The organism is Acinetobacter sp. 24-47-66 (assembly GCF_056779755.1).
The window spans coordinates 1-21,545 of sequence record NZ_JBWYIL010000021.1; the positions used below are offsets into that span (position 1 = coordinate 1).

A 21,545-nucleotide genomic window follows, 5' to 3' on the forward strand; every position below is an offset into this window, starting at 1 on the left:
AATCAACCAGTAAAAATCCACACAAGTTGTTCTTCATAATCTCTTAATGATCTTCTTAATGCTTCGTCAGCATCAAGCTAGGTCGGCTATACTACCCTTTCTTTTCAGAAAGTCAACTAGCAATGTTAATTTATTTTCTAACTCATTCTCAAAACTTAGATCCAACCTATTCAGCTAAATCCTTGTTTTTCAACAAGTTTTAATCAACATCACCGCCGATGGATGTGCATTATAGGCCATTTATTTTCTTACGCAACTATTTTTTCAATCTTTTCTATTTGTTTGTATAGTTAATAAACCAACCATAAATTAACTATATGTTTTTTATATATAATTTTATTTGCGTGAGCTTTTAACTCTTGTCGCTGTCTAAATAAGACAAAATCATTGCACTTAATTCCCGCTTAAGCTGTTGTTCTGAAATAAGAAAATCATTATTGCTTACAAACCTCATCATTGTGAACAAGGTACTATTAATAATCACAAAAGATTTATGCTTGAGTGTTTCAAAGTCCCAATGACGATAAAAACGATTGAATACATATAAACCAACTTCCAAAAAATGCTTTTCTAAAACCTTTGCGGCTTCTGAATTGTTGTAGCCATGCCAATGTTTCAGGACTTCAAAGAAGAAACCATTATCTTCTCTCATTACATCAAATCCGAATTGAAGACTAACATCGACTAAGGTTTTTAAATCCATTTCTTCTTGATTCATCGCCAGCGCTTTAAGTGACAAACCTAAGTTTTCACTCTTACGGCGTAACAATTCTAAAATTATCTGATCTTTATTTTCGAAATATTGATAGATAGAGCCTACGCTCACCCCTGATTTTTCAGATATTTTTGGCGTAGTAACTTGATCTAGGCCCATTTCAGAAATGCATATCAGAGTCGCTTCCAAAATACTATCGACTACCAGCTTTGCTCTTTGTTGTTGGGGTCTTTTTCTCATAGCAGCGATTCTAATAATGCGAATTGAATGCGAATAAATATTCATATTAATCTTTGATCAAACAATAACCAGATTAATTACACTATGTCAAATTTTAGCATTCCAAAACGTATGGCTTCATATGAGCGAATGAAGCGCAGCGATCTATTGTCTAAGCTTCTACACAAAATGACCGATCAAAACTTCATTCCCACTTATGCTGAATATTTAGAGTTAAATGAAAGTTTACATACGGGTGATGTGCCGATGGATCGCTTAATGGATTGGGTGATGACCAATCCACGCGAAAATCGAAAGCTTTTTGAAACGGCGTTATATCAAGGCTTAGATGCTCTTCCCAAACGAGTCCCTGAAATCAAAGCATTCTTTGATCTCGTGGAACAACAGCCTGTTTGGTTCGATCAAGAAAAAATTGATCGTGCAATTCAATTCACGCATCGTTTAGGCGCAAATGTCACTTTTATTATGCGTGATCTCGCGCTAATGACTGGATATCAATACCCTGGCTTTAATCAACCTTTGATTTTAACAGGTGCTCTAAGCAAATATGCAGGCAAGCGCTTAGCAGAAACGCATAAATGGTGGCTAGATGTTACTAAGCCGAATGGATTTCAACGCTTTAATGATGGCTTTACTTCAACAATTTTTGTGCGTTTCATCCATTCTTTAGTTCGCTACCATCTAAAAAAATCCAAAGATTGGGACTGGGATATTTGGGGAATGCCGATTAACCAATATGATCAGGCAATGACAAATATTGCTTTCAGCGGTGTAATGCTTTTAGGTATTCGAGCAATCGGTATTTTTCCAACTAAAAGTGAAGTCGATGCGATTATGCATTTTTGGAAATATACAGGCTGGTTGATGGGTGTTGACGAACACTGGCTGATTGATAAAGAGTCTGAAGGCTGGAAATTATTGCAATGGATGAATTATGCTCATCCTCAAGTGGATGAAAGTAGTCGTCAGCTTGCAGTAAGCCTATCCAAAGAACCATTTGAACGCGAATATAAACATTTTAAACGTTTCATGCAGAAGAAAGCCTACCAGAATCACTTAGATGTTACCCAAATCTTTATGGGCCGTAAAAAAATGAAAAATTTAGGGCTTAAGCCTCGAATACTGCCGTGGTATCCACTGTATCTGCTGACCAAAAATACTGTGATTTATGCTGGCGCAAAAAAAATACCAAAGCTTGATCTTTATTTACAGCGTAAAGGGCGATCACAACAAGAACAAGCTCTCGATTTATATCAAAATGCAGGAAAACAGCTGGCAAGTATGCATCAATAAATAAAAAACCGAGCTAAGGCTCGGTTTTTTGCATGTATATTTTTAAGCCATTTTTAATGTTGCCTCTTGCTCAGCTCGAAGTGCTGATGGAGAGCGTGCTAGATAATCCAAAGCTTGTTGAGTATTACCTTCTTGCACTGGATGAAACTTTGGACTAAACCAACGGATAGTAGCTAAAGTTAAATGACTGAAGGTAGGAATATGATCGGTCTTACGACTAATTTTTTCCATTTGCATAATGAGTCTTAAAGTACCCATATGTCTAAACTTACCTGCATCTTTATCTTGTTTCAAAATTGTTTTGCCGCCTTCAACCCAAACCGCTGCCATAATAGGGAAGATAAAGGTCATCAAAGCATTTTTTGAAATTTGGAAATTAAACTCTGATTCAAACATATGTTTAAACAAATCATACGCAACCGTACGATGTTCAACTTCTTCAGCAAGATGCCAACGGAATAGATCAGCCATGATTGGATCGGCTTTATCCAATGAAGTATTGTCCAAGCTCCACTGCCCTGCCACACCAGTATAGTGCTCAATGGCTGCAATCACACCCAGTCGGAAGATTAACCAACGTTTTTCACCAACCACTTTTTTCATCATTTTGATACCTACTGGATTTTCTCCCAAAAGGATTTCAAAAAGATAATGCATGCGTTGAATGAACGGCTTTACATCTAATCCATGTTGATCAAAATAAACTTGTGCATGTTGATGAGTACGACCATGAATCGCTTCTTGCTGAATAAAACCTTTCACGTCAGCTTTTAATTGTTCGTCTTTGACGAACGGTAAAGCTTTATTAAATACACGGCAAAACCAAAACTCACCCGCAGGTAAAATCATATGTGCTGTATTCAACATATGGGTGGAAACAGGGTCATTTTCAATCCAATGCTTTGGAATATGATTGAAATCAAATTTTACTTTACGACCATGTAGTTGATGAACTTGACTCATTGTTGTCATTTTATTATCCATTACTTCTTTTTTATTATTTTTAAAATAATGATAACCTCATCACAATATCATTTAAGGACATTCATATTTTATGTCTGACAATTTCAAAGAAAACACCCATTCAGACGGCGATCTAAATGGGTGTTAGGCTTAATACGTCAAATAAACTGAATATGACTAGAACTTCATACTCACACGCGCCCAATAATTACGTCCTATATTATTAAATTGCTCATTCTGTGCAAAACCAAATCCAGCACTACCTGCTTTATTTAAGTGTTCCGTATAAACTTTATCCAGAACATTATCAATTCCAATACTCAAATCAACACCTTGATGAATTTGATAAGTACCATTTAAAGACAGCGTCGAGAAACCTGAACTCGTTTTAAAGTCCTTACCTACAATATTACCTTGATTAATACTGACACGATCCTGCCCATCTACCACACGCCACAATAAACCTAAGTTAAAACGCTCTTGCACATATCTTAAATTTAAACGTGCTTCCAGCGGAGATATTTGAGGTAAAGGTTGATGATCAGTTGTGTTTTTTCCCCAAGCATACATCGCACTAAGATCTGCCTGAACAGCATCGGTAAATTGATAACCTACACCAGCTTCTGCCCCTGCGATTGTCGCATCGACATTTCTAGAATCAGCAGCATTTTTACCATGACCAGTCATTTTTGCTGGGTCATAATTCAATAATATGAAATCATCGATCAAACCAGCATAAGCTGATGCCCATGAACTGAATGCCCCGTGATTATGTTGGTATCCAACATCCAACTGTAAGGTTTTTTCTGTTTCTAAATCCTTGAAAGTAGAAACAGCATTGCCTTGATAATCTGTCTTAAACAACTCCCAATAATCTGGTACGCGCTCTACATAGCCTAGACCAACATAGGTTTTAGCATCATGCTCTGGATGCTGATTTTCAAACCGTATAAAACCACTTGGTAATGTTTCCTGACGTTCTTGAACCATTTTTAAGTTTTTAATCTTAACTTGATCAACCCGAACACCTGTGACCAACTTATTATGATCATTCAATGGATATGATAATTCAGTGAACCCACCATAAGATTGAAACTTCATATCCTCTGTTAGTGGAGTATTCATCATTGGCATGCTTGAATGATACATTCCACCAGCATGTTGATTATTCTGAGTATCAACACCCGTAATGAATATTGCTTTATCCCACTCCATCGTTGTGGCTAAACGTGCATTCAAAGTACGACGTGTCACATTCATAGCGCGATCCGCGCCATCGACATCACGCAAACTAAAATTATCCATCACATGATCATTAAAGTTGTAATTGACTTGCGCCTCAACTTTTTTAACTACCTCTGAGAGATTCTTTTTCTCAAATCTTAATCCCAAGCTCTCGCGGGCAAATTTAGAACCATCCATATCTCGCCCAGCATATACAGCCTCACCATCAGCCTTACCGCCAGTTAACTCGATCCATGTATCTGCATTAGGTGTCCAGCCCAATGCTAAATCTGCATTCCATCGTTTCCAATCTGATGGTACGGTCGCCCCATTACCATCTTGATAACTATTTGAGACTGATCGGTTGCTATTGATTCGAATATATTTTTGTTCATCTCCTACCGCTGCCTCAATATTTTGGTCTAAACGCCCAAAAGAGCCCATTAATACACTTGCCTGACCTCGATAATTTTTTTCATCATTCAATTGTTCTGGGCGTCGCTCGAAAATCACTGTTGCTGCTGAACCTGTGTTGGCGTACTGGACAGTTTGGGGACCTTTAATCACCGAGATTCGATCATAGCTCTCAGGTGAGATATACGAAGTCGGTGAATCCATACGACTCGGGCATGCGCCTAAATTTTCAGTTCCATCTGTTAGAATTTTGATTCGTGATCCAAACATTCCACGAAAGGTCACATCACCGTTCGTACCTGCACCACTATTTACGCTGCTAAACCCTACAATACTTTGTAAGTAATCTGCGCCATCCGACGCAGGAATAGGCTGAATGGGTTGCTTCGGGTTTGCACGTACAATCAAGCCATTAGCATCATTACCTTGTAGAGCTGTAGCAACAATTGGCGCTAAGTTCGTCATGTGTGTATCAGGTGTTGGATTTGAAGCTGTAGATTGGACTTCAGCAAATGAAGTTTGCGCAATAAAGGCAATGGAAATCGCAGCCGCTAGTGGCTGTAAATAGAATTTTGGCTGAGCCATGATATATTCACTCAAAATTTAAATATGACAATGCTAGAGTCATTCAAGACCCTAAAAATAAAGACAATATTTAAGAAAAGAGTGGCGGTGCCCGACCTTGAGGTAAAAGGAATAAACGCTGTAAGTCGAAATAAATATGTTTGAACGCTTTTTGGAATGCGATCAAACGTATATTTAAACGTACAAAAACTTCTTTAACATTCAGCTCAGGTGGCAAAATCAAATTACCAAATACAGTACAGTATTGGCATTGATGGTTTGGGTCATGATGATCGTGCCCACTATGCGAGGATTCAACATAGCGCTTAAACTCATGATGTTCATGTAACGCATGTGAAGTGGAAACATGATGAGCGTGATGAACGAGCGTGGTAAGACCAGAATGATTAGGCTGTTCGAATAAGGCACGGGTGATCGTTTCGCAGACCGGCGCAATTTGATATTGCGCTGGAAGCAAAGGCTGAAGAAAAACAGCGATCTGTAATAATACTGCTGCGAAACTCAGCAGCAACCCATTGCGGAACAAATTGTCATTCCAAATAAAATTTGAGCAATTATAACAAAGCCCAATCGAAATTGGGCTTTATCAACATATTTAAAATTCTTAGAGAATTAACGCTTTACAGCAACTTTTTCTTTTTGACGCTGACGAACGACTTTTTCTACCTTTTCACGCGCTCTTTGGCGTTTTAAAGGAGATAAATAATCAACAAATAATTTTCCGTTCAGATGATCCATTTCGTGCTGGATACATACTGCCAAAAGACCATCAGCTTCTAATTCAAAAGCTTGCCCTTCTAAGTTAATTGCGTCAATTTTGACGCGTGACGGACGCTCAACTTTATCGTATATTTGTGGAACTGATAGACAACCCTCTTCATAAGGTTGGGTATCTTCAGTTAATGGGGTGACTTTAGGATTAATAAAAACCATCGGCTGATTTTTATCTTCAGACAAGTCCATGACGATAAGCTGAATATGATGATCAACTTGGGTTGCAGCTAGACCAATACCTGGTGCTTCATACATGGTTTCAAACATGTCTGCAGCAAGTTGACGAATTTCATCCGTCACTTCCTCTACAGGTTTGGCAATAGTACGCAAACGGGGATCAGGAAAACTTAAAATTGGTAATAAGGCCATGCTGCTCCTCACCGGCTATGCCATTGATCTTAAAAATTAAATGAAGTTAATGCTTCATCAAATAATACGTGTAATATGCGTATTATAGCGCAAATAGATACATAATTTTAGGAATTATGATAATGAAAAAGGTTTTCAATGGCATGGCTTTTTCACATGCTCTGGGGTTAAAGAAACATTGCCTTTCACTTGCAATTTGCATAAGTGCGGGCTTGTTTACCGCGCAAATAACACAAGCCAGTCCAAATGTAAGCCCACCATCGATTAAGGCTGGTGCTCCTCACGTTTATGTGGTCAAAAAAGGCGACACTTTGTGGGACATTTCAGGTAAATTTTTGCGCTCACCTTGGCGTTGGAAAGAAATTTGGGCATCCAATAAACATGTCAAAAATCCACACTGGATCTACCCGGGTGATCGCTTACTACTCTGTACATTAGATGGGCGTCCACTGATTGGTAAAGATGAAGGTGACGGTTGTGAAGGCGTTATTCGTCGTCATCTTGGTGCTATCAATCTAAAACCTCAAGTACGTGTAGAAAGCTTAGGGAATACCATTCCAATTATTCCCTTGGATGATATTCAACCTTGGCTAGAAAGAAGTATCATCGTTGCGCCTGATGCTTTGCAAAGCACACCTTATATTCTCGGTTCGGCAGATCGTCGTATCGTTGCTGGGGAAGGTCAAACAGTTTATGCACGTGGTCAAGGGATTAACCCTGGACAAAGCTACGGTGTTTATCGTGAAGCTGAACCGTATGTTTTCTTAGATGAAAAAGGGAAAAAATACACAGGTGCACTTGAACTGATTGAGGTAGCTACTGCAGTCGCTGTTGCCAACGAAAATGAAATTTCAACCTTAGAACTTAAACAAAGTTTTAATGCCGAAGTTCGTCGCGGTGATTACGTTTTACCTAAATTTCAAAATGAATTACCAAGCCTCTTCTATCCAACGGCAACAACGGATATTCAGCCAGGCGGTCAAGTGATTCGTGTTATGGGTTCTATTGGTACAGCAGCTCAACATAGTGTTGTCACAATTAACCGCGGAAGCGTTCACGGCGCAAAAAATGGTCACGTGTTAAGTATTTTCCAACAAGGCGAAGTGGTTAAAGATCCGAAGACCAAAGAAAATATTCAACTGCCTAATCAGCGTGTGGGCAATTTAATGATTTTTAAAACTTTCGATCAATTAAGTTACGCTTACGTGCTAGACAGCGCACTTCCAATTAAAGTAGGTGCTGTATTAGAACCATCACCAATGGTTGAAAATTAAAATTAGGTGCGGATATGTTGAACGAGATTAACGACCATCAGTTGGCTTATATTAAACTCTGGTACCTCGTTCAACATTCACTCAGTGCTTATCAAAAACTTGTTCAGCATTTTGGTTCAGCTCAAGATGCTGTACAGAAAAATCATCTAAATCAATGGCATCAGCTCAACTTACATAAAAACCATATCGAGCGTGCATCTCAATTTTTCTCTGATCAACAGCAACAAGAATTTGAGCGAATTCTGTATCAAATTCATCAACATTCTGATTTTATGCTCACTGAGCAAGACCCAGACTATCCTCAGCAATTGATGCCCTATCATGACCGCCCCCCAATTTTATTTGGGAAAGGTAAAGCACAGCACTTGTCTGAAGCACAAATTGCCATTGTTGGAAGCCGTAAACCAAGTCCACATGGCAAACAAGTCGCATATGATTTTGCGTATTATCTGAGTGATCAAGGTTTTTATATCACGAGTGGATTAGCACAAGGGATTGATGAAGCAGCCCATCAGGGTGCTTTGCAACATGGCAGAACAATCGCCGTTATCGGCACAGGGTTAGATTTAATTTACCCATCACAAAATCGCCCATTACATGATCAAATCTTGAAGCAGAACGGGACCATCATTTCTGAGTTTTTACCCGGGACAAAACCGCTTCAGCATAATTTTCCACGCAGAAATAGAATTGTAAGTGGCTTAAGTTTAGGGATATTGGTAGCGGAAGCTCAATTGGGCAGTGGTTCATTAATTACGGCCCAAGCTGCTGCAAATCAAGGTAAAACGACCTTTGCGATTCCAGGTCATATTTATAGTGAATTTCATCAAGGTTGCCATCAGTTGATTCGTGAAGGTGCCATCTTAGTTGATCATCCTGAGCAGATCCTTGAAGATTTAGCCCTGCCGACTCAATGGCAGCATCAACAAGCATCACTGTCACGAAAAAACAATCCTAATGAGTTCCAAAATGACGAAATAGTTCATTCAGTAGACCATCCAAAGTTAAGTAAGCATGAGGATGATGAACATTCGATTCCTATACATTTGTTAGCTGTATTTCAACAATTAGATTGGGTTGGTCGCGATCTCGATCAAATTGCAGCAACCCTTGATTTAGACACCGCGACACTCACCAGCCACTTGATGGAGTTAGAACTTTTAGGACGCTGTATTCAACAATCTGGGTTATACCTACGTTGCCGTAATTAAAATTAAGGTTCACAATAGTCTTTTCAATCAAGAGAATGGTGAACGCTTATGTTAACAACCTCAGTTGCTGAGGCTGCTCAATGTCTAAAACAAGGTCAAGTTTTGGCTTATCCTACAGAAGCAGTATGGGGCTTAGGTTGCGACCCTTTTAATGAAAATGCTTTTAAAGAAATTTTAAGATTAAAACAACGCCCTATCGAAAAAGGGGTGATCTTACTGGCTGGTCAAGTCAGTCAGGTTGAACATTTATTATCAAAGCTGCCTCAAGACCGCCGCGATGCGGTGATTGAAAGTTGGTCACAAACATCTTATCAAGATCGCGCCACAACATGGCTTCTCCCAGCTGATGAGCAAATACCACTTTGGATTCGAGGCAAACATCCTAAGGTTGCTATCCGAGTCACCAACCATCCTCTTTGCATCGCACTGTGTAACGCATTTGATGGGTTCATTGTTTCAACCAGTGCAAATCCTGCTGGTTTAGACCCCGCTCGCTCATTGCAAGAAGTCAATCAGTACTTTGGTGCTGAATTAAATTATTTAAATGGAGATTTAGGCCTGAGCCAAGAACCTAGCCGAATATTAGATGCAGAAACTGGTGATGTCATTCGTGCTTAAAAAGCATGATATGCTGAGACTTAAAACTTATTATTTAAGACAAAAAAAAGCTCAGTCATAAAGGTATTGACTGAGCATATAAAAGGATGTGCTAATCACATCCAGAGGGTTCAGAAATTCATCTGTACAGAAAAAGAGTGTATTATCGCTTTCTCTGCAGTACGCATATTATGCTACAAAAAAAAATATTACACAATTACTAAGACTTAGAGTTTCAAATCATCATTTTTCTTATAAAGATTAATTATTAGTTCAATTGATATAATTAAGTACCTATTTTTAATTATTAATTTTACTTTTTAAAAAGCCTAATGATAGTTAATTTAGATCAATAAGCTTTTATAGATTTTAAGTATAATAAAAAAATAAATCGATTGTCTGTTTTTTAAACACTCTTAGCCTTTATGAATGAAGTTTTTTTCTGTGCTAAAGCAATACCTATCAAAATCACGATTCCGCCTAAACTGTGATAAATCGTCCATGCTTCTTTTAACCAAACATAAGCAATAATGGCGGTAAAGATTGGCATTAAGTTCATAAAGATGCTGGTTCGATTTGGGCCTAAATGTTGAACAGCCAACATCCATACTAACGGCGCAATAATCGAAGGGAAAATTCCCGCATATAACACACTCAAGCCGTTATCCAGATCAATTGCATCGAGACCCAATACGGCAACGAATGGTAAGTGGTACAACACTGCAAAACCAATCTGAATATAAAGACTAATCATTAAAGGGAGCTCGAGTTGCCACTTTTTGAGAAATACACCATAAAAAGCATAGAAGAATACCGCGACGATCATAATCATGTCGCCCCAATGCCCACCCAGATGCATCAGTGTATCTAGACGCCCCTGACCGATAACATAAATCAGGCCGATAAATGATAAAATACTACCCACCACTGCAAATCGAGTTGGAAACTCTTTTAAAATCATCAGTGAAACAAAAATGGTGAAAATTGGAATAAAGGCATTAATTATGCCCATATTGGTTGCAGTCGTGTAATGTGCTGCGGTGTAAGCTAACCCCTGATAAAGCACCATACCAAATGCACTCAGCACTGCTAATTTCACTATATTTTGTCGTACCAAAGTACGCTGTTTGATGACTTTAGGTAGAATAAAGGGTGTTAAAATCAAAAAGGCAATAATCCAACGATAAAAACTAATACTGACAGGTGAAATATACTCTGCAACATATCGTGTAATAGCTATATTCAACGACCAAATCAATACAGCAATGACTGGCAATGATAGAGCCCAGAGCAAATGCTTTTTTTCAAATGTCATATTTTCATCCTAATTTTTATTTAATCGTTAAGATCAAGATTTCATCAATTTTTAGACTTTTTCATTCCATGAAACACACTCCCCCCTCATTGTTAATGACTGCAGAACAGCCATCTAAGTCTGAGATTTTTACTTAAAAAATTAAGTAGAGTGCTATTCTATTTTAAAACACTTTTCACTTTTTTACAGGGATTCCTCTACAAAACAACACTAGAAGCTGTGTGTGAGCTATGAGATCGTAAATGCTTGAATTTTCCCATCAACGGGTTAACTGAATATTTTTTAATGTGCTTCATCGTGAATGTAAGTGCATTGAACCGAGCATATAAAAAGGATAAATTATGAAAAAACTTCTCATTGCATCACTATGCACTACAGCTGTTTTTCTAACCGCTTGTGATAAAAAGTCTAACGATCAATCCTCACCTACTGCCGCTGAAACGGTTCAAAGCAATACATTAAGTAGCAATGTAAATGCAGATATTCAACATGACTTAGATTTACTGGATCAAATTTCAAATACAAAAGCTCAAGAGGCTTTGGCATTTCAAAACGAAGTGACACAAGCTGCGCAAAACAATAATAAAGCTGAATTAGACGCAGTGGTTGAGAAGATGGATAACTATGTGGATCAATTTAATGATGATCTGGACAAACTTGCGCTCAAAAGTACTGAAGGTGCATCTCTTCGAGATAAAATGAAAGAATCGAATGAGCTTGGATTGGACCTCGCAGAAGCAGGTGTTAAAGAAAAGCCTGATATGAATGAAATCACTGAACTACAAAAGAAAGCTGTTGAGTTACAACAAAGCTTGTTACAGGACATGCAGAATCTTAAAAACCAAGTCGGGACAAAATCTTAACTCATAAAGCAGGCCGTCAGGCCTGTTTTTTTTCACTGTAGACACCTTGGTGAGATCTATATGCCATGGTATTTTCAATCTACATATTTTAAGTACTTTATGATTAGGACATTGAAATGGCTTCAGTTTATAACATTCCAGTAAATACAATTCAGGGGCAGCCTGTTGATTTATCGCAATACGAAGGCAAAGTATTATTGATCGTGAATGTAGCGTCTAAATGTGGCCTTACCCCTCAGTACGAAGGTCTGCAAAAACTCTATAGTGAAAAAAAACAACAAGGATTCGAAATTCTTGGCTTTCCTTCCAATGACTTTCTTGAACAAGAACCAGGAAGCAATGAAGAGATTGAACAATTTTGTTCAGTGAATTATCAAGTGGACTTCCCTCTTTTTGCGAAAATTCCAGTGGTTGGGGAGAATAAACATCCGCTATATGAAACTTTAACAAATGCCATTCCAGAGCGTCTTGGTGAAGGGCCTTGGTGGAAAGATCTGGTTGATTATGGTTTAACGCCTAATAATCCCCCTGAAGTATTATGGAATTTTGAGAAATTCTTAGTTTCAAAAACAGGGGAAGTCGTTGCTCGTTTTGCACCAGACATCACTGCAGATGATGCGCGTATTGTTGATGCAATTAATGCTGAACTGGCGAAATAATCTCATCAAGATCAAGTGACGATCTTGTCACTTGATTATTTCTTATTCAATTCAATAAATATCTTCATTAATCTGTCAAAATCATAAGTTACTCTTTCACATCAAAATTTTTGTTATTGCTTTGCAAATATTCAGATTTAACTCATATTTGTATCGTATCTTGGAATGAAGTGATTAACGATTTGGTTTTATTAATGAAAGTATTTCAAAGCATTGTTACCCCTTTTGCATTATTTGGCTTCGGTCTCGTGGTGTTAGGTTGTCAGCCGCAATCACAACCCGATCAAGAAAAGGAATCAACAGCAGCTAATGTTGAAGAATCTTCCCCTGTCCAAGTCACTGATCCTACTGACTTAAAATCAGGCAATATGTTTTATATTGTGCGTGATGTGGCAGATGTACAGCTGAAAGCAGGTGGATATATTGAGCAAATTCAACAGCTACAATCTGATTTAGAAGAAGCTGTAAATCATAAAGATCCACAAAAGTTAGATCAGTCAGTGCAAAGTTTAAAATCTCAATTACTGGGCTTTAATGAGGCATTGACAGGACTTGACCTAAAAAGCCAAGAAATTTCCCAGATTCGTTCGAATATTTTAACGGCAAATCAAAATGTATTAGCTTCACCATTACTAAACGGCCAAGTGAATTTAAACAACATCGATTTTGCAGCTTTAGAAAAGCAAATGGGTAATATCCAAGGTGAAATGGTGAAATTAGCCAGTATGCTTTTGACTCAGTCCGGATCATCTACAGAAAATAATCAAGCCGAGGATTGATATACATTATTCTCACAAAATAGACACGGTGGAGTGAGGGATTTCTCTTTAATTTGAATCTTAAATAATTCAAATATCATGGAGTCGGCATGTCTACCTCACCCATCTATAATATAACTCCTATTACTTTTCGTTTAGATTTAAAAGATCCTTTCATCTTTACTGCTCATCATATTGATCACTACCCTGCCGGGAATGCTGACATGGGACCAGTTCATCCTGCGATCAATCAAGAATTCAATATGTATTATGGTAGTGTTGTTCCCGGCTTTCCCGAACATCCACACACGGGTTTTGAAACCATTACTTTGGTGGAACAAGGTTATGTCGACCATTTTGATTCCTTGGGTAATGGTGGACGATATGCTGCAGGTGATGTGCAATGGCTAAGTACGGGAAATGGTGTTGAACACTGTGAAATGTTCCCGTTAATTCATCAGGATCGAGAGAACCCTTTTGAATTATTTCAAATTTGGTTTAACTCATCTCCAGAACAAAAAAAAACAACCTGCTGATTATAAAATGTTTTGGCGTGAACAAATTCCACATGTGAAAGCGACTGATCACCAGTCTCGCAACATTGATGTACGAGTTATTTCTGGACAATATCAAAATCAAAATGCATTAAGTCGCCCACCACACTCTTGGGCAGCTGCAGCAGAAAATAAAGTGAATATATACTTAATTACTTTAGAAGCTGGCGCATACCTTGAAATTCCAGCTACCACCGCGACCTCCACTCGATTTGCTTACTTCTATCAGGGTTCAACTTTAAATATTGCTGATTCAACCATTCAATTTAAACATCTTGTAGAGCTTAAAGCTGACACCCAAATTCAACTTGAAGCAGGTGATCAAGAAGCGAGAATCTTATGGTTAGAAGGTGAACCTATTGGAGCACCAGTTGCAATGCGAGGACCTTTTGTACTGAACAGCAAAGAAGAGCTTGATGTTGCATTCAAACGATATCGTGAGACCCATTTCGGTGACTGGCCTTGGCCAAGTGATGCTCCAACGTTTTCACGTGAAACACCCCGTTTTGCCAGCTATGAAGGTGGTAAACGCAAGGAATATCCTGAACAAATGAGTTCAGATGGGGCTTAACAAGGTTTAAATATTACAGTATTCATCTTTGCCCAATGCTCGTTTAATATCCTGTTCAAAACGCGCATTGGGAAAAGGATAACGTTGAGGCAAATACAAGGTAAATCTTGTCAATGTAGGTGATAACTTTTCTACAGTTGCCTTATGAACATATTCACCACGTTCTGTTCGAGCAAATAGGGTTGCCATTTCAATATGCTCTTCAAGCTTATTTTCAGTAAAGACTAGGTCATCATCACGTGTGAAACCGATACATCGACGATATGCTTGTCTCAGATTTTGAAATACGCTGAGATAATCCAACTCAATTTCAGCACTTAAACCATTTTTATATGAGTTAGCAACCAAGGCCGCTTCAGTAGGTTCATTGGGCTGACTTAAATAATAATTTTGACATGCGGTGAGCTGACTGAAGGTGAATATGCTTAGCGCGATAATTAGACTTTGACGATACATTATTTTATTTGGATTTATTAGACTTATACCTGAATTGTAGCAAAGTCTAAGCCGTGATTTAATTCAGCTTTATACTTTTAATGTAATTGAACCATGCAACTGATCATCTTCACTGGAGTTCAAGCTTCAGGCAAATCAAGCTACTATCTTTTACATTTGGCGCATTCACATTTAAGAATTAACTTAGACATGCTAAAAACTCGCCATCGGGAAAACATGATCTTTGAAGCATGTCTAGCCTCTAAAACAAAACGGTGATCGACAATACCAACCCAACCAAAGCAGACCGTGCTCGTTATATTCAACGTGCTAAATCAGCAGGCTTTGAAGTGATTTCATATTACTTTGAAACAGATTTGAAAAGTACGCTAGAACGCAATGGTCAACGAAGCGGTAAAGCCAATATTCCTGAAGTCGGTGTTCGAGCAACATATAAGAAGTTAGAAGTACCTGATTTTCAAGAAGGGTTTGATGAAATACATCATATTAAGATAAAAGGTGCAGGTGAATACCACCATTTAATATTAGACTCCAAATAATAAAGCGACCCGAAGATCGCTTTATTTCAAAGACTTTATTGTTTCACCACCACTAATTTTTTTTGTACAAATTCCTGAAAACCTAAATCTGCGAGTTCATGACCATAACCAGAATTCTTTACGCCACCAAATGGTAATTCTGGAGCAGTATCCGTTAACCAATTGATCCACACCATTCCTGTTTCAATTCTCGAAGCTAATTTTTTTGCACGCTCTATGTCTTGAGAGTGAATGACACCTCCAAGACCATAATTAGAGTCATTGGCGATTTCAACGATCTCATCCTCATTTTCCGCAACATAAATCTGAGCAACTGGCCCAAAGAGTTCTTCGTACCAAGCTTCATTATCTCGACTAATATTTTCTAAAATTGTCGGCTCATAGAAATAACCATCATGTTCAATTGCTTTGCCACCGATAACCAAAGTTGCACCCTGCTGAACTGCTTTATCCACTTGTTTAATCAAATTTTTAAGCGCACTTTCCGATGAGAGTGGTCCCAATGTGGTACTACGATCTAACGGGTCGCCAATTTTGAGTGCTTTAAATGCTTCAACCAAACCCGTTCTAAACTGATCAGCGATGTCTTTATGCAAAATAAATCGTTTTGCTGCAGTACACACCTGCCCTGTATTATTTACACGCGCTTTACAACCAATCTCAATCGCTTTATTTAAGTCCGCATCATCCAACACAATAAAGACATCATTCCCACCCAATTCAAGCGTAGACTTTTTAATGTGTTTGCCTGCTTGCGCAGCGACCGCGCTACCTGCTCCTTCTGAACCAGTTAATGCAACACCGCGCACACGTTTGTCTGCAATAATATCTGCGACTTGATCGGTATTGATAAATAGGTTTGTCCAAACACCTTTAGGTGCTCCTGCTTCTAATACGAGTTTTTCAAATGCTTCAGCACATTGTGGAACGATACCTGCATGTTTGGCCAATACAGGATTTCCAATACCACAGTTTGGTGCGAATACACGGACCAATTGATAAAATGGGAAATTCCATGGTTCAACAGCCATGATAATACCTAATGGATGATGCTCCACCCAAGCTTCGCCTAACTCAGTTTTATAGGGGACTGATTTCAGAAATTGTTCAGTATTTTTTGCATAGTACTCAGCAATTTGAGTACAGGATTCGATTTCACCTTCACTTTGTTCAATGAGCTTACCCATATCTAAAGTAATGAGCTTGGCTAATTCACTCTTTTTTTCTCTAAATAATGCTGCCAAACGTTGTAAAACTTTTACGCGCTCATCTACATTTTTTACCCAATCTAATTTAAGAATAGATTCGGCTGAATCCAAAGCACGATCAATATCTTGTTGTTGGTGTGATGGATATTCTTTGTATACACTATTGGTAAATGGGTTAATAGATTGATAAGTCATAATTCTTCCCTTCATGCCAATAAAAATTTACAGTTCAATGCTATGTATTGATTTAAATCTATTCATTGAAGTGCGCGTAAGCTGGGCAAACTCTAGATAAGCTCAAAGTGCTCAAAAATTTTGTTTACATCATTCAACTTAGCATTATTTTTATGCAACTCGGGCATCGTTTACAGTTTGGTGCAAATCGTTACGTAGTGCTTGGTAAAGTTATAAGTAGATGTACATAACTCCTACTCTTACCTCGACTAGTAAGATTGTAATCAAAAATATCGATCAAAGTAGAAAGTACGGGTTATACTCAACTTGCTTAAAAAAAAAGCAGTTTTGAAGTAATTTCTTATTATTTTGAAACGGATTTAAACTCTACTTTACAGCGAAATAGCCATCGTATTGGTAAAGCCAATATTCTTAAAATAGGCGTTCGAGTAACTTATAAGAAGCTTGAAGTGCCAACTTTAGATGAATGTTTTGATGAGATCCTCAAGATAAAGATTTTCGGGGAATCGCGAGTTTTCTATTTATCAAGATTAATTATAAGGAATAATTACATGGATAAAATAAAAACTTTAGCTGAAACAGCGGAAAATTATTTTGATAATACAGTTCTAAAAACAACTGATACTATTTTTCAAGAAATTCTCAAAGCATTCCCTTTAGCTTCATCAGGCATTGCGATTTACCGACTTTTTAGAAGTTATAACGAGGAGCAAAAATTAAAGAATATCTTGGAGTTCGTAAAGGAAGGTGAAAACCTAGAACCAGGAAGTTTATTAAAAATATTCAAAGATCAAAATAATTTAGAAATTGGTGGTGAGTTACTTAATGCTTTGGATAAAACATATTTAGTCCATCAATCTAAGATGCTTGCTCGCTTAGCTCTTCTATATGATGTCAAAGAAATAAATCGTGAGAATTTTTTAAGGTATGCTCATATTATCCCTCAATTAACATCTTTTTTATTAAAAGGGTTAGATTGTAGAGGTCAACAAATATTGGACATAGTTTTAAGTTTTTGTTCAGCCTCACAAGGGCTGATGCCATCATTAAATTGATGTGGTCGTATCTGATTGTAATATTTCATCAGATACAGACCGATATCTAGCTTTGCTTCTTCAATTGAGTGATATCCGAGTTTAGGAATCCATTCAGTCTTAAGGCTCCTGAAGATTCGTTCTGTTGGAGCATTATCCCAACAGTTACCTTTTCGGCTCATACTTTGTCGCATGTCATAATGCTCTAACCTCTGTCGAACGAGATGACTTTTATATTGGCTACCTGAGAAGCATTGCTTCGCAAGAGAATGAAAGATGACACCAACAGGCTTTCCTCTACGATGCCATGCTTCATCTAAAGCCTTAATCACTAAATGCTGATCTGCTTTTGCTGATATAGACCAACCAATGAGTTGATGAATACGAGCTTTAAGTTGCTGTATTTCTCTTTGCTCGGGAGTTAAAGCAGTGGCTGTTGGAGCTTGACCTGTACGTTCCAGTTGAAGTTGATCGACCCAACGTTTTAATGCTGTTTGTCCAACATCTAAAGCACGACAGGCTTGAGAAATTGAATAGCCTTGATCAAGCACAAGGCTAGCTGCCTCTAATTTGAATTCTGGAGTGAATGTTCGTCTTGTTTTCATTGAGCACCTCTTTGGTGAATACATTATCACCTAATTTAGTGTCCAACTTTATTAAACCACTACAGATCAAGCTTACACATTGACTGAAAAAAATAAGACTAATAAAAATTATCACCTTAAAAATGAAGAATGTAATTTTTCATTATCTGAATTAGAAAGGTTTGGGTTTTTATATGTAGTTGCGACTTATGGATTAGGTAATCACTATGGAAGATCAAAAGACCTAGTTTTTTTCTACGAAAATATTTATCAAAACAAATATGGGAAAAATTAAACCCATAAAAAAACCACCCTTTCGGGTGGTTTTTCAATCTCGAACCGTCTCTTATTGAGCGCGGTTTTTGATTTTGCGGATGGTTTCCAACTGTGCAGCTGTTTCTGCAAGCGCAGCCAAAGCGGCAGCAGCGTCCAAATCGCTCTTTTGATTTGCTAACAAAGTTTCAGCATTTTTACGTGCTTCAACGATTGCAGCTTCATCTAAGTTTTCTGCACGGACTGCAGTATCTGCAAGAACCGTAACAACATGCGGTTGAACTTCAAGAACACCACCAGATACATAGATTAATTCTTCTGTACCATTCTCCAACTGAACGCGAATCGCGCCCGGTTGAAGTAAAGTTACTAGTGGAGCATGGCCAGGCATAATACCTAACTCACCACCAGCACCTTTAGCAATTAGCATAGTTACAGTGCCTGAGTACAAAGACTCTTTAACACTTACAACGTCACATTGCATAGTCGCCATGAGAACCTCCTAAATTAGGTAGCTAATTAAAGTTTCTCGGCTTTAGCAATAACTTCGTCAATACCACCAACCATATAGAACGCTTGTTCTGGGATGTGATCGTATTCACCAGCTAGAAGACCTTTAAAGCCACGAATAGTTTCTTTAAGCGGTACAAGTTTACCAGGAGCACCAGTAAACACTTCTGCTACGTGGAACGGTTGAGAGAAGAAACGTTGAATCTTACGTGCACGGTATACAGTAAGTTTGTCTTCTTCTGACAATTCGTCCATACCAAGAATTGCGATAATGTCTTTCAATTCTTTATAACGTTGAAGAACGTTTTGAACTGAACGAGCGATTTCGTAATGCTCAGTACCAACAACTAATGGATCTAATTGACGTGAAGTAGAGTCAAGTGGATCGATCGCAGGGTAAATACCTTGTGAAGCGATGTCACGGCTCAATACAACTGTCGCATCCAAGTGAGCGAACGTAGTCGCTGGAGATGGATCCGTTAAGTCATCGGCAGGTACGTATACAGCTTGGATAGATGTAATCGAACCAGACTTAGTAGAAGTAATACGTTCTTGAAGAACACCCATCTCTTCTGCAAGTGTCGGTTGGTAACCTACTGCAGATGGCATACGACCTAGAAGTGCTGATACTTCAGTACCTGCTAGTGTATAACGGTAGATGTTGTCTACGAACAATAATACGTCACGGCCTTTACCGTTTTCGTCTTTTTGATCACGGAAATACTCAGCCATAGTAAGACCAGTTAACGCTACGCGTAAACGGTTACCTGGTGGCTCGTTCATCTGACCGTAAACCATCGCTACTTTGTCAAGAACGTTAGAGTCTTTCATCTCGTGATAGAAGTCGTTACCTTCACGAGTACGCTCACCAACACCAGCGAATACAGATAAACCTGAGTGCGCTTTAGCGATGTTGTTGATCAACTCCATCATGTTTACAGTTTTACCAACACCGGCACCACCGAACAGACCAACTTTACCACCTTTCGCGAACGGGCAAAGTAAGTCAATGACTTTAATACCAGTTTCTAAAAGGTCAGTAGAAGCAGCTTGCTCTGCATAAGAAGGCGCTTGACGGTGAATCGGTAAACGCTCTTCAGTTGCAACAGGACCAGCTTCATCGATCGGGCGACCAAGAACGTCCATGATACGACCAAGCGTCGCTGGACCAACTGGTACAGAGATCGGAGCGTTAGTGTTAGTTACGTTCAAACCACGCTTAAGACCTTCTGTAGATCCCATAGCAATTGTACGTACAACGCCGTCACCAAGTTGTTGCTGAACTTCTAATGTAGTTTCAGTGCCATCAACCTGAAGAGCGTCATAGATCTTAGGAACACTGTTGCGTTCAAACTCGACGTCGATAACCGCGCCGATGATCTGAATGATACGACCGCTACTCATTGCTGTCTCCTCAATTCAAAATAATGTTAAACGGCAGCGGCACCACCAACGATCTCAGAAATTTCCTGAGTAATCGCGGCTTGACGCAGCTTGTTATAAATAAGTTGTAGGTTCTTGATCAATTCACCCGCGTTATCCGTTGCAGCTTTCATTGCAACCATACGAGCAGATTGCTCACACGCGATGTTTTCGATCACACCTTGGTATACCACAGACTCGATATAACGAACCAATAAACCATTTAAAAGCTCTTCAGCTTCTGGTTCATAGATATAATCCCAACCGTATTGGCGGTTAAGAGTCTTGTCATCTTCAGCAGCTGCTAAAGGAACAAGTTGTTCGATTTTTTGATTTTGAGTCATGGCATTCACAAAGCCGTTAGACACCAAATAAATGCGATCTAATTCGCCTTTATCGTATGCATCCAACATGACTTGTACAGAACCAGACAACTGTTCAAGACTTGGAGTGTCACCCACTTGAGTGGTTGCACCAAGTACTTTACCGCCGTAGTTTTTAAAAAACGAAACCGCTTTTTGACCAATCAAAGCAAATTGAACTTCAATTGACTGCTCTTGTTGCTGTTGAACGTGTTTTACCACTTTCTTGAACAAGTTAATGTTCAAACCACCAGCAAGACCGCGATCTGATGACACGATGATATAGCCAACGCGCTTAACTGGGCGTTCAACCATATAACGATGTTTATATTCAGGGTTCGCTTGTACTAAATGAGCAATTACACGGTGCATATTTTCGGCATACGGACGGCCCTGAGCCATGCGCTCTTGCGCACGACGCATCTTAGAAGCTGCTACCATCTGCATCGCGCGAGTAATTTTCTGCGTGCTTTTGATACTAGCTACTTTGGCGCGAATTTCTTTTAAATTTGCCATACGCTTAACCTAGTATTCGAAGGCCCTTTCGAGCCCTCGAAGGTTGATTCCGTGAACCAAACCGACA

The 21,545-nt window shown here is 38.7% G+C and carries 20 protein-coding genes and 2 pseudogenes; 10 read left to right on the top strand and 12 right to left on the bottom strand.

Annotation, left to right across the window (positions count from 1 at the left end):
- Positions 1–352 precede the first annotated feature (352 nt).
- A complete protein-coding gene (locus AC1M84_RS13635; protein ID WP_481593778.1) occupies positions 353–955 on the bottom strand; it encodes a TetR/AcrR family transcriptional regulator in 603 nt (200 codons plus the stop codon).
- 84 nt (positions 956–1,039) lie between these two features.
- On the opposite strand from AC1M84_RS13635, the gene AC1M84_RS13640 reads away from it, so the two are divergent.
- Positions 1,040–2,248: an oxygenase MpaB family protein gene (locus tag AC1M84_RS13640; protein WP_481595182.1), complete on the top strand. Its 1,209-nt coding sequence runs from the start codon at positions 1,040–1,042 to the stop codon at positions 2,246–2,248.
- A 42-nt stretch (positions 2,249–2,290) separates the two neighbouring features.
- Here AC1M84_RS13640 and AC1M84_RS13645 read toward each other — a convergent pair whose 3' ends face one another.
- The 4 genes from AC1M84_RS13645 to def all read right to left on the bottom strand — a co-directional run bounded on the left by AC1M84_RS13645 (position 2,291) and on the right by def (position 6,577).
- Positions 2,291–3,220, bottom strand: a complete 930-nt coding sequence (locus tag AC1M84_RS13645; RefSeq protein ID WP_092768017.1) for a metal-dependent hydrolase — start codon at positions 3,218–3,220, stop codon at positions 2,291–2,293.
- Positions 3,221–3,388: 168 nt separating this feature from the next.
- Positions 3,389–5,434, bottom strand: a complete 2,046-nt coding sequence (locus AC1M84_RS13650) for a TonB-dependent copper receptor (RefSeq protein ID WP_481595183.1) — start codon at positions 5,432–5,434, stop codon at positions 3,389–3,391.
- A 70-nt stretch (positions 5,435–5,504) separates the two neighbouring features.
- Complete coding sequence (locus AC1M84_RS13655; RefSeq protein WP_228133268.1) at positions 5,505–5,960, bottom strand: DUF2946 domain-containing protein; 456 nt, start codon at positions 5,958–5,960, stop codon at positions 5,505–5,507.
- Between the two features lie 86 nt (positions 5,961–6,046).
- On the bottom strand, positions 6,047–6,577 hold the full coding sequence (gene def / locus AC1M84_RS13660) for a peptide deformylase (RefSeq protein ID WP_035268228.1): 531 nt from the start codon (positions 6,575–6,577) through the stop codon (positions 6,047–6,049).
- A gap of 122 nt (positions 6,578–6,699) precedes the next feature.
- Between def and AC1M84_RS13665 the strand changes: the two genes are divergently transcribed.
- Genes AC1M84_RS13665 through tsaC form a run of 3 tightly spaced genes read left to right on the top strand, consistent with a single transcriptional unit; the run spans position 6,700 to position 9,680 of the window.
- On the top strand, positions 6,700–7,851 hold the full coding sequence (locus AC1M84_RS13665; protein WP_481593714.1) for a LysM peptidoglycan-binding domain-containing protein: 1,152 nt from the start codon (positions 6,700–6,702) through the stop codon (positions 7,849–7,851).
- Between the two features lie 14 nt (positions 7,852–7,865).
- Complete coding sequence (dprA, locus tag AC1M84_RS13670; RefSeq protein WP_481595184.1) at positions 7,866–9,062, top strand: DNA-processing protein DprA; 1,197 nt, start codon at positions 7,866–7,868, stop codon at positions 9,060–9,062.
- 48 nt (positions 9,063–9,110) lie between these two features.
- The gene (gene tsaC / locus AC1M84_RS13675; protein ID WP_035268223.1) at positions 9,111–9,680 is read left to right on the top strand and encodes an L-threonylcarbamoyladenylate synthase type 1 TsaC; all 570 of its coding nucleotides are present in this window, start codon (positions 9,111–9,113) and stop codon (positions 9,678–9,680) included.
- Between the two features lie 385 nt (positions 9,681–10,065).
- Here the strand turns inward: tsaC and AC1M84_RS13680 are convergent, their stop codons facing one another.
- Positions 10,066–10,974 (bottom strand): DMT family transporter, encoded by a 909-nt coding sequence (locus AC1M84_RS13680; RefSeq protein ID WP_035268220.1) that lies wholly within the window; start codon positions 10,972–10,974, stop codon positions 10,066–10,068.
- A gap of 341 nt (positions 10,975–11,315) precedes the next feature.
- Here AC1M84_RS13680 and AC1M84_RS13685 point away from each other — a divergent pair, with 341 nt between their 5' ends.
- The 4 genes and pseudogenes from AC1M84_RS13685 to AC1M84_RS13700 all read left to right on the top strand — a co-directional run bounded on the left by AC1M84_RS13685 (position 11,316) and on the right by AC1M84_RS13700 (position 14,379).
- A complete protein-coding gene (locus tag AC1M84_RS13685; RefSeq protein ID WP_481595185.1) occupies positions 11,316–11,837 on the top strand; it encodes a hypothetical protein in 522 nt (173 codons plus the stop codon).
- Between the two features lie 116 nt (positions 11,838–11,953).
- Positions 11,954–12,496, top strand: a complete 543-nt coding sequence (locus AC1M84_RS13690) for a glutathione peroxidase (RefSeq protein ID WP_481595186.1) — start codon at positions 11,954–11,956, stop codon at positions 12,494–12,496.
- A 194-nt stretch (positions 12,497–12,690) separates the two neighbouring features.
- Complete coding sequence (locus AC1M84_RS13695; RefSeq protein ID WP_481595187.1) at positions 12,691–13,275, top strand: hypothetical protein; 585 nt, start codon at positions 12,691–12,693, stop codon at positions 13,273–13,275.
- An 89-nt stretch (positions 13,276–13,364) separates the two neighbouring features.
- Positions 13,365–14,379, top strand: a pseudogene (locus tag AC1M84_RS13700) (pirin family protein).
- Positions 14,380–14,385: 6 nt separating this feature from the next.
- On the opposite strand, the gene AC1M84_RS13705 reads toward AC1M84_RS13700, so the two are convergent.
- Positions 14,386–14,835 carry a hypothetical protein gene (locus tag AC1M84_RS13705; RefSeq protein WP_481587704.1) on the bottom strand — a complete coding sequence of 150 codons (450 nt, stop codon included), beginning with the start codon at positions 14,833–14,835 and terminating at the stop codon, positions 14,386–14,388.
- 93 nt (positions 14,836–14,928) lie between these two features.
- Between AC1M84_RS13705 and AC1M84_RS13710 the strand changes: the two are divergent.
- A pseudogene (locus AC1M84_RS13710) lies at positions 14,929–15,374 on the top strand (AAA family ATPase).
- A gap of 35 nt (positions 15,375–15,409) precedes the next feature.
- Here the strand turns inward: AC1M84_RS13710 and AC1M84_RS13715 are convergent.
- Positions 15,410–16,777 carry an NAD-dependent succinate-semialdehyde dehydrogenase gene (locus tag AC1M84_RS13715; protein ID WP_481595188.1) on the bottom strand — a complete coding sequence of 456 codons (1,368 nt, stop codon included), beginning with the start codon at positions 16,775–16,777 and terminating at the stop codon, positions 15,410–15,412.
- 551 nt (positions 16,778–17,328) lie between these two features.
- Between AC1M84_RS13715 and AC1M84_RS13720 the strand changes: the two genes are divergently transcribed.
- Positions 17,329–17,832 (top strand): hypothetical protein, encoded by a 504-nt coding sequence (locus tag AC1M84_RS13720; protein ID WP_481595189.1) that lies wholly within the window; start codon positions 17,329–17,331, stop codon positions 17,830–17,832.
- Here the strand turns inward: AC1M84_RS13720 and AC1M84_RS13725 are convergent.
- From AC1M84_RS13725 to atpG, 4 genes are all read right to left on the bottom strand, one after another.
- A complete protein-coding gene (locus AC1M84_RS13725; RefSeq protein WP_481595190.1) occupies positions 17,763–18,440 on the bottom strand; it encodes a transposase in 678 nt (225 codons plus the stop codon). The two genes, AC1M84_RS13720 and AC1M84_RS13725, sit on opposite strands and share 70 nt — an antisense overlap.
- Positions 18,441–18,741: 301 nt before the next feature.
- Complete coding sequence (locus AC1M84_RS13730) at positions 18,742–19,161, bottom strand: F0F1 ATP synthase subunit epsilon (protein WP_035268205.1); 420 nt, start codon at positions 19,159–19,161, stop codon at positions 18,742–18,744.
- A 26-nt stretch (positions 19,162–19,187) separates the two neighbouring features.
- Positions 19,188–20,582 (bottom strand): F0F1 ATP synthase subunit beta, encoded by a 1,395-nt coding sequence (gene atpD, locus AC1M84_RS13735; RefSeq protein ID WP_035268203.1) that lies wholly within the window; start codon positions 20,580–20,582, stop codon positions 19,188–19,190.
- A gap of 26 nt (positions 20,583–20,608) precedes the next feature.
- Positions 20,609–21,478, bottom strand: a complete 870-nt coding sequence (atpG, locus tag AC1M84_RS13740) for a F0F1 ATP synthase subunit gamma (RefSeq protein ID WP_035268202.1) — start codon at positions 21,476–21,478, stop codon at positions 20,609–20,611.
- Positions 21,479–21,545: the final 67 nt, after the last annotated feature.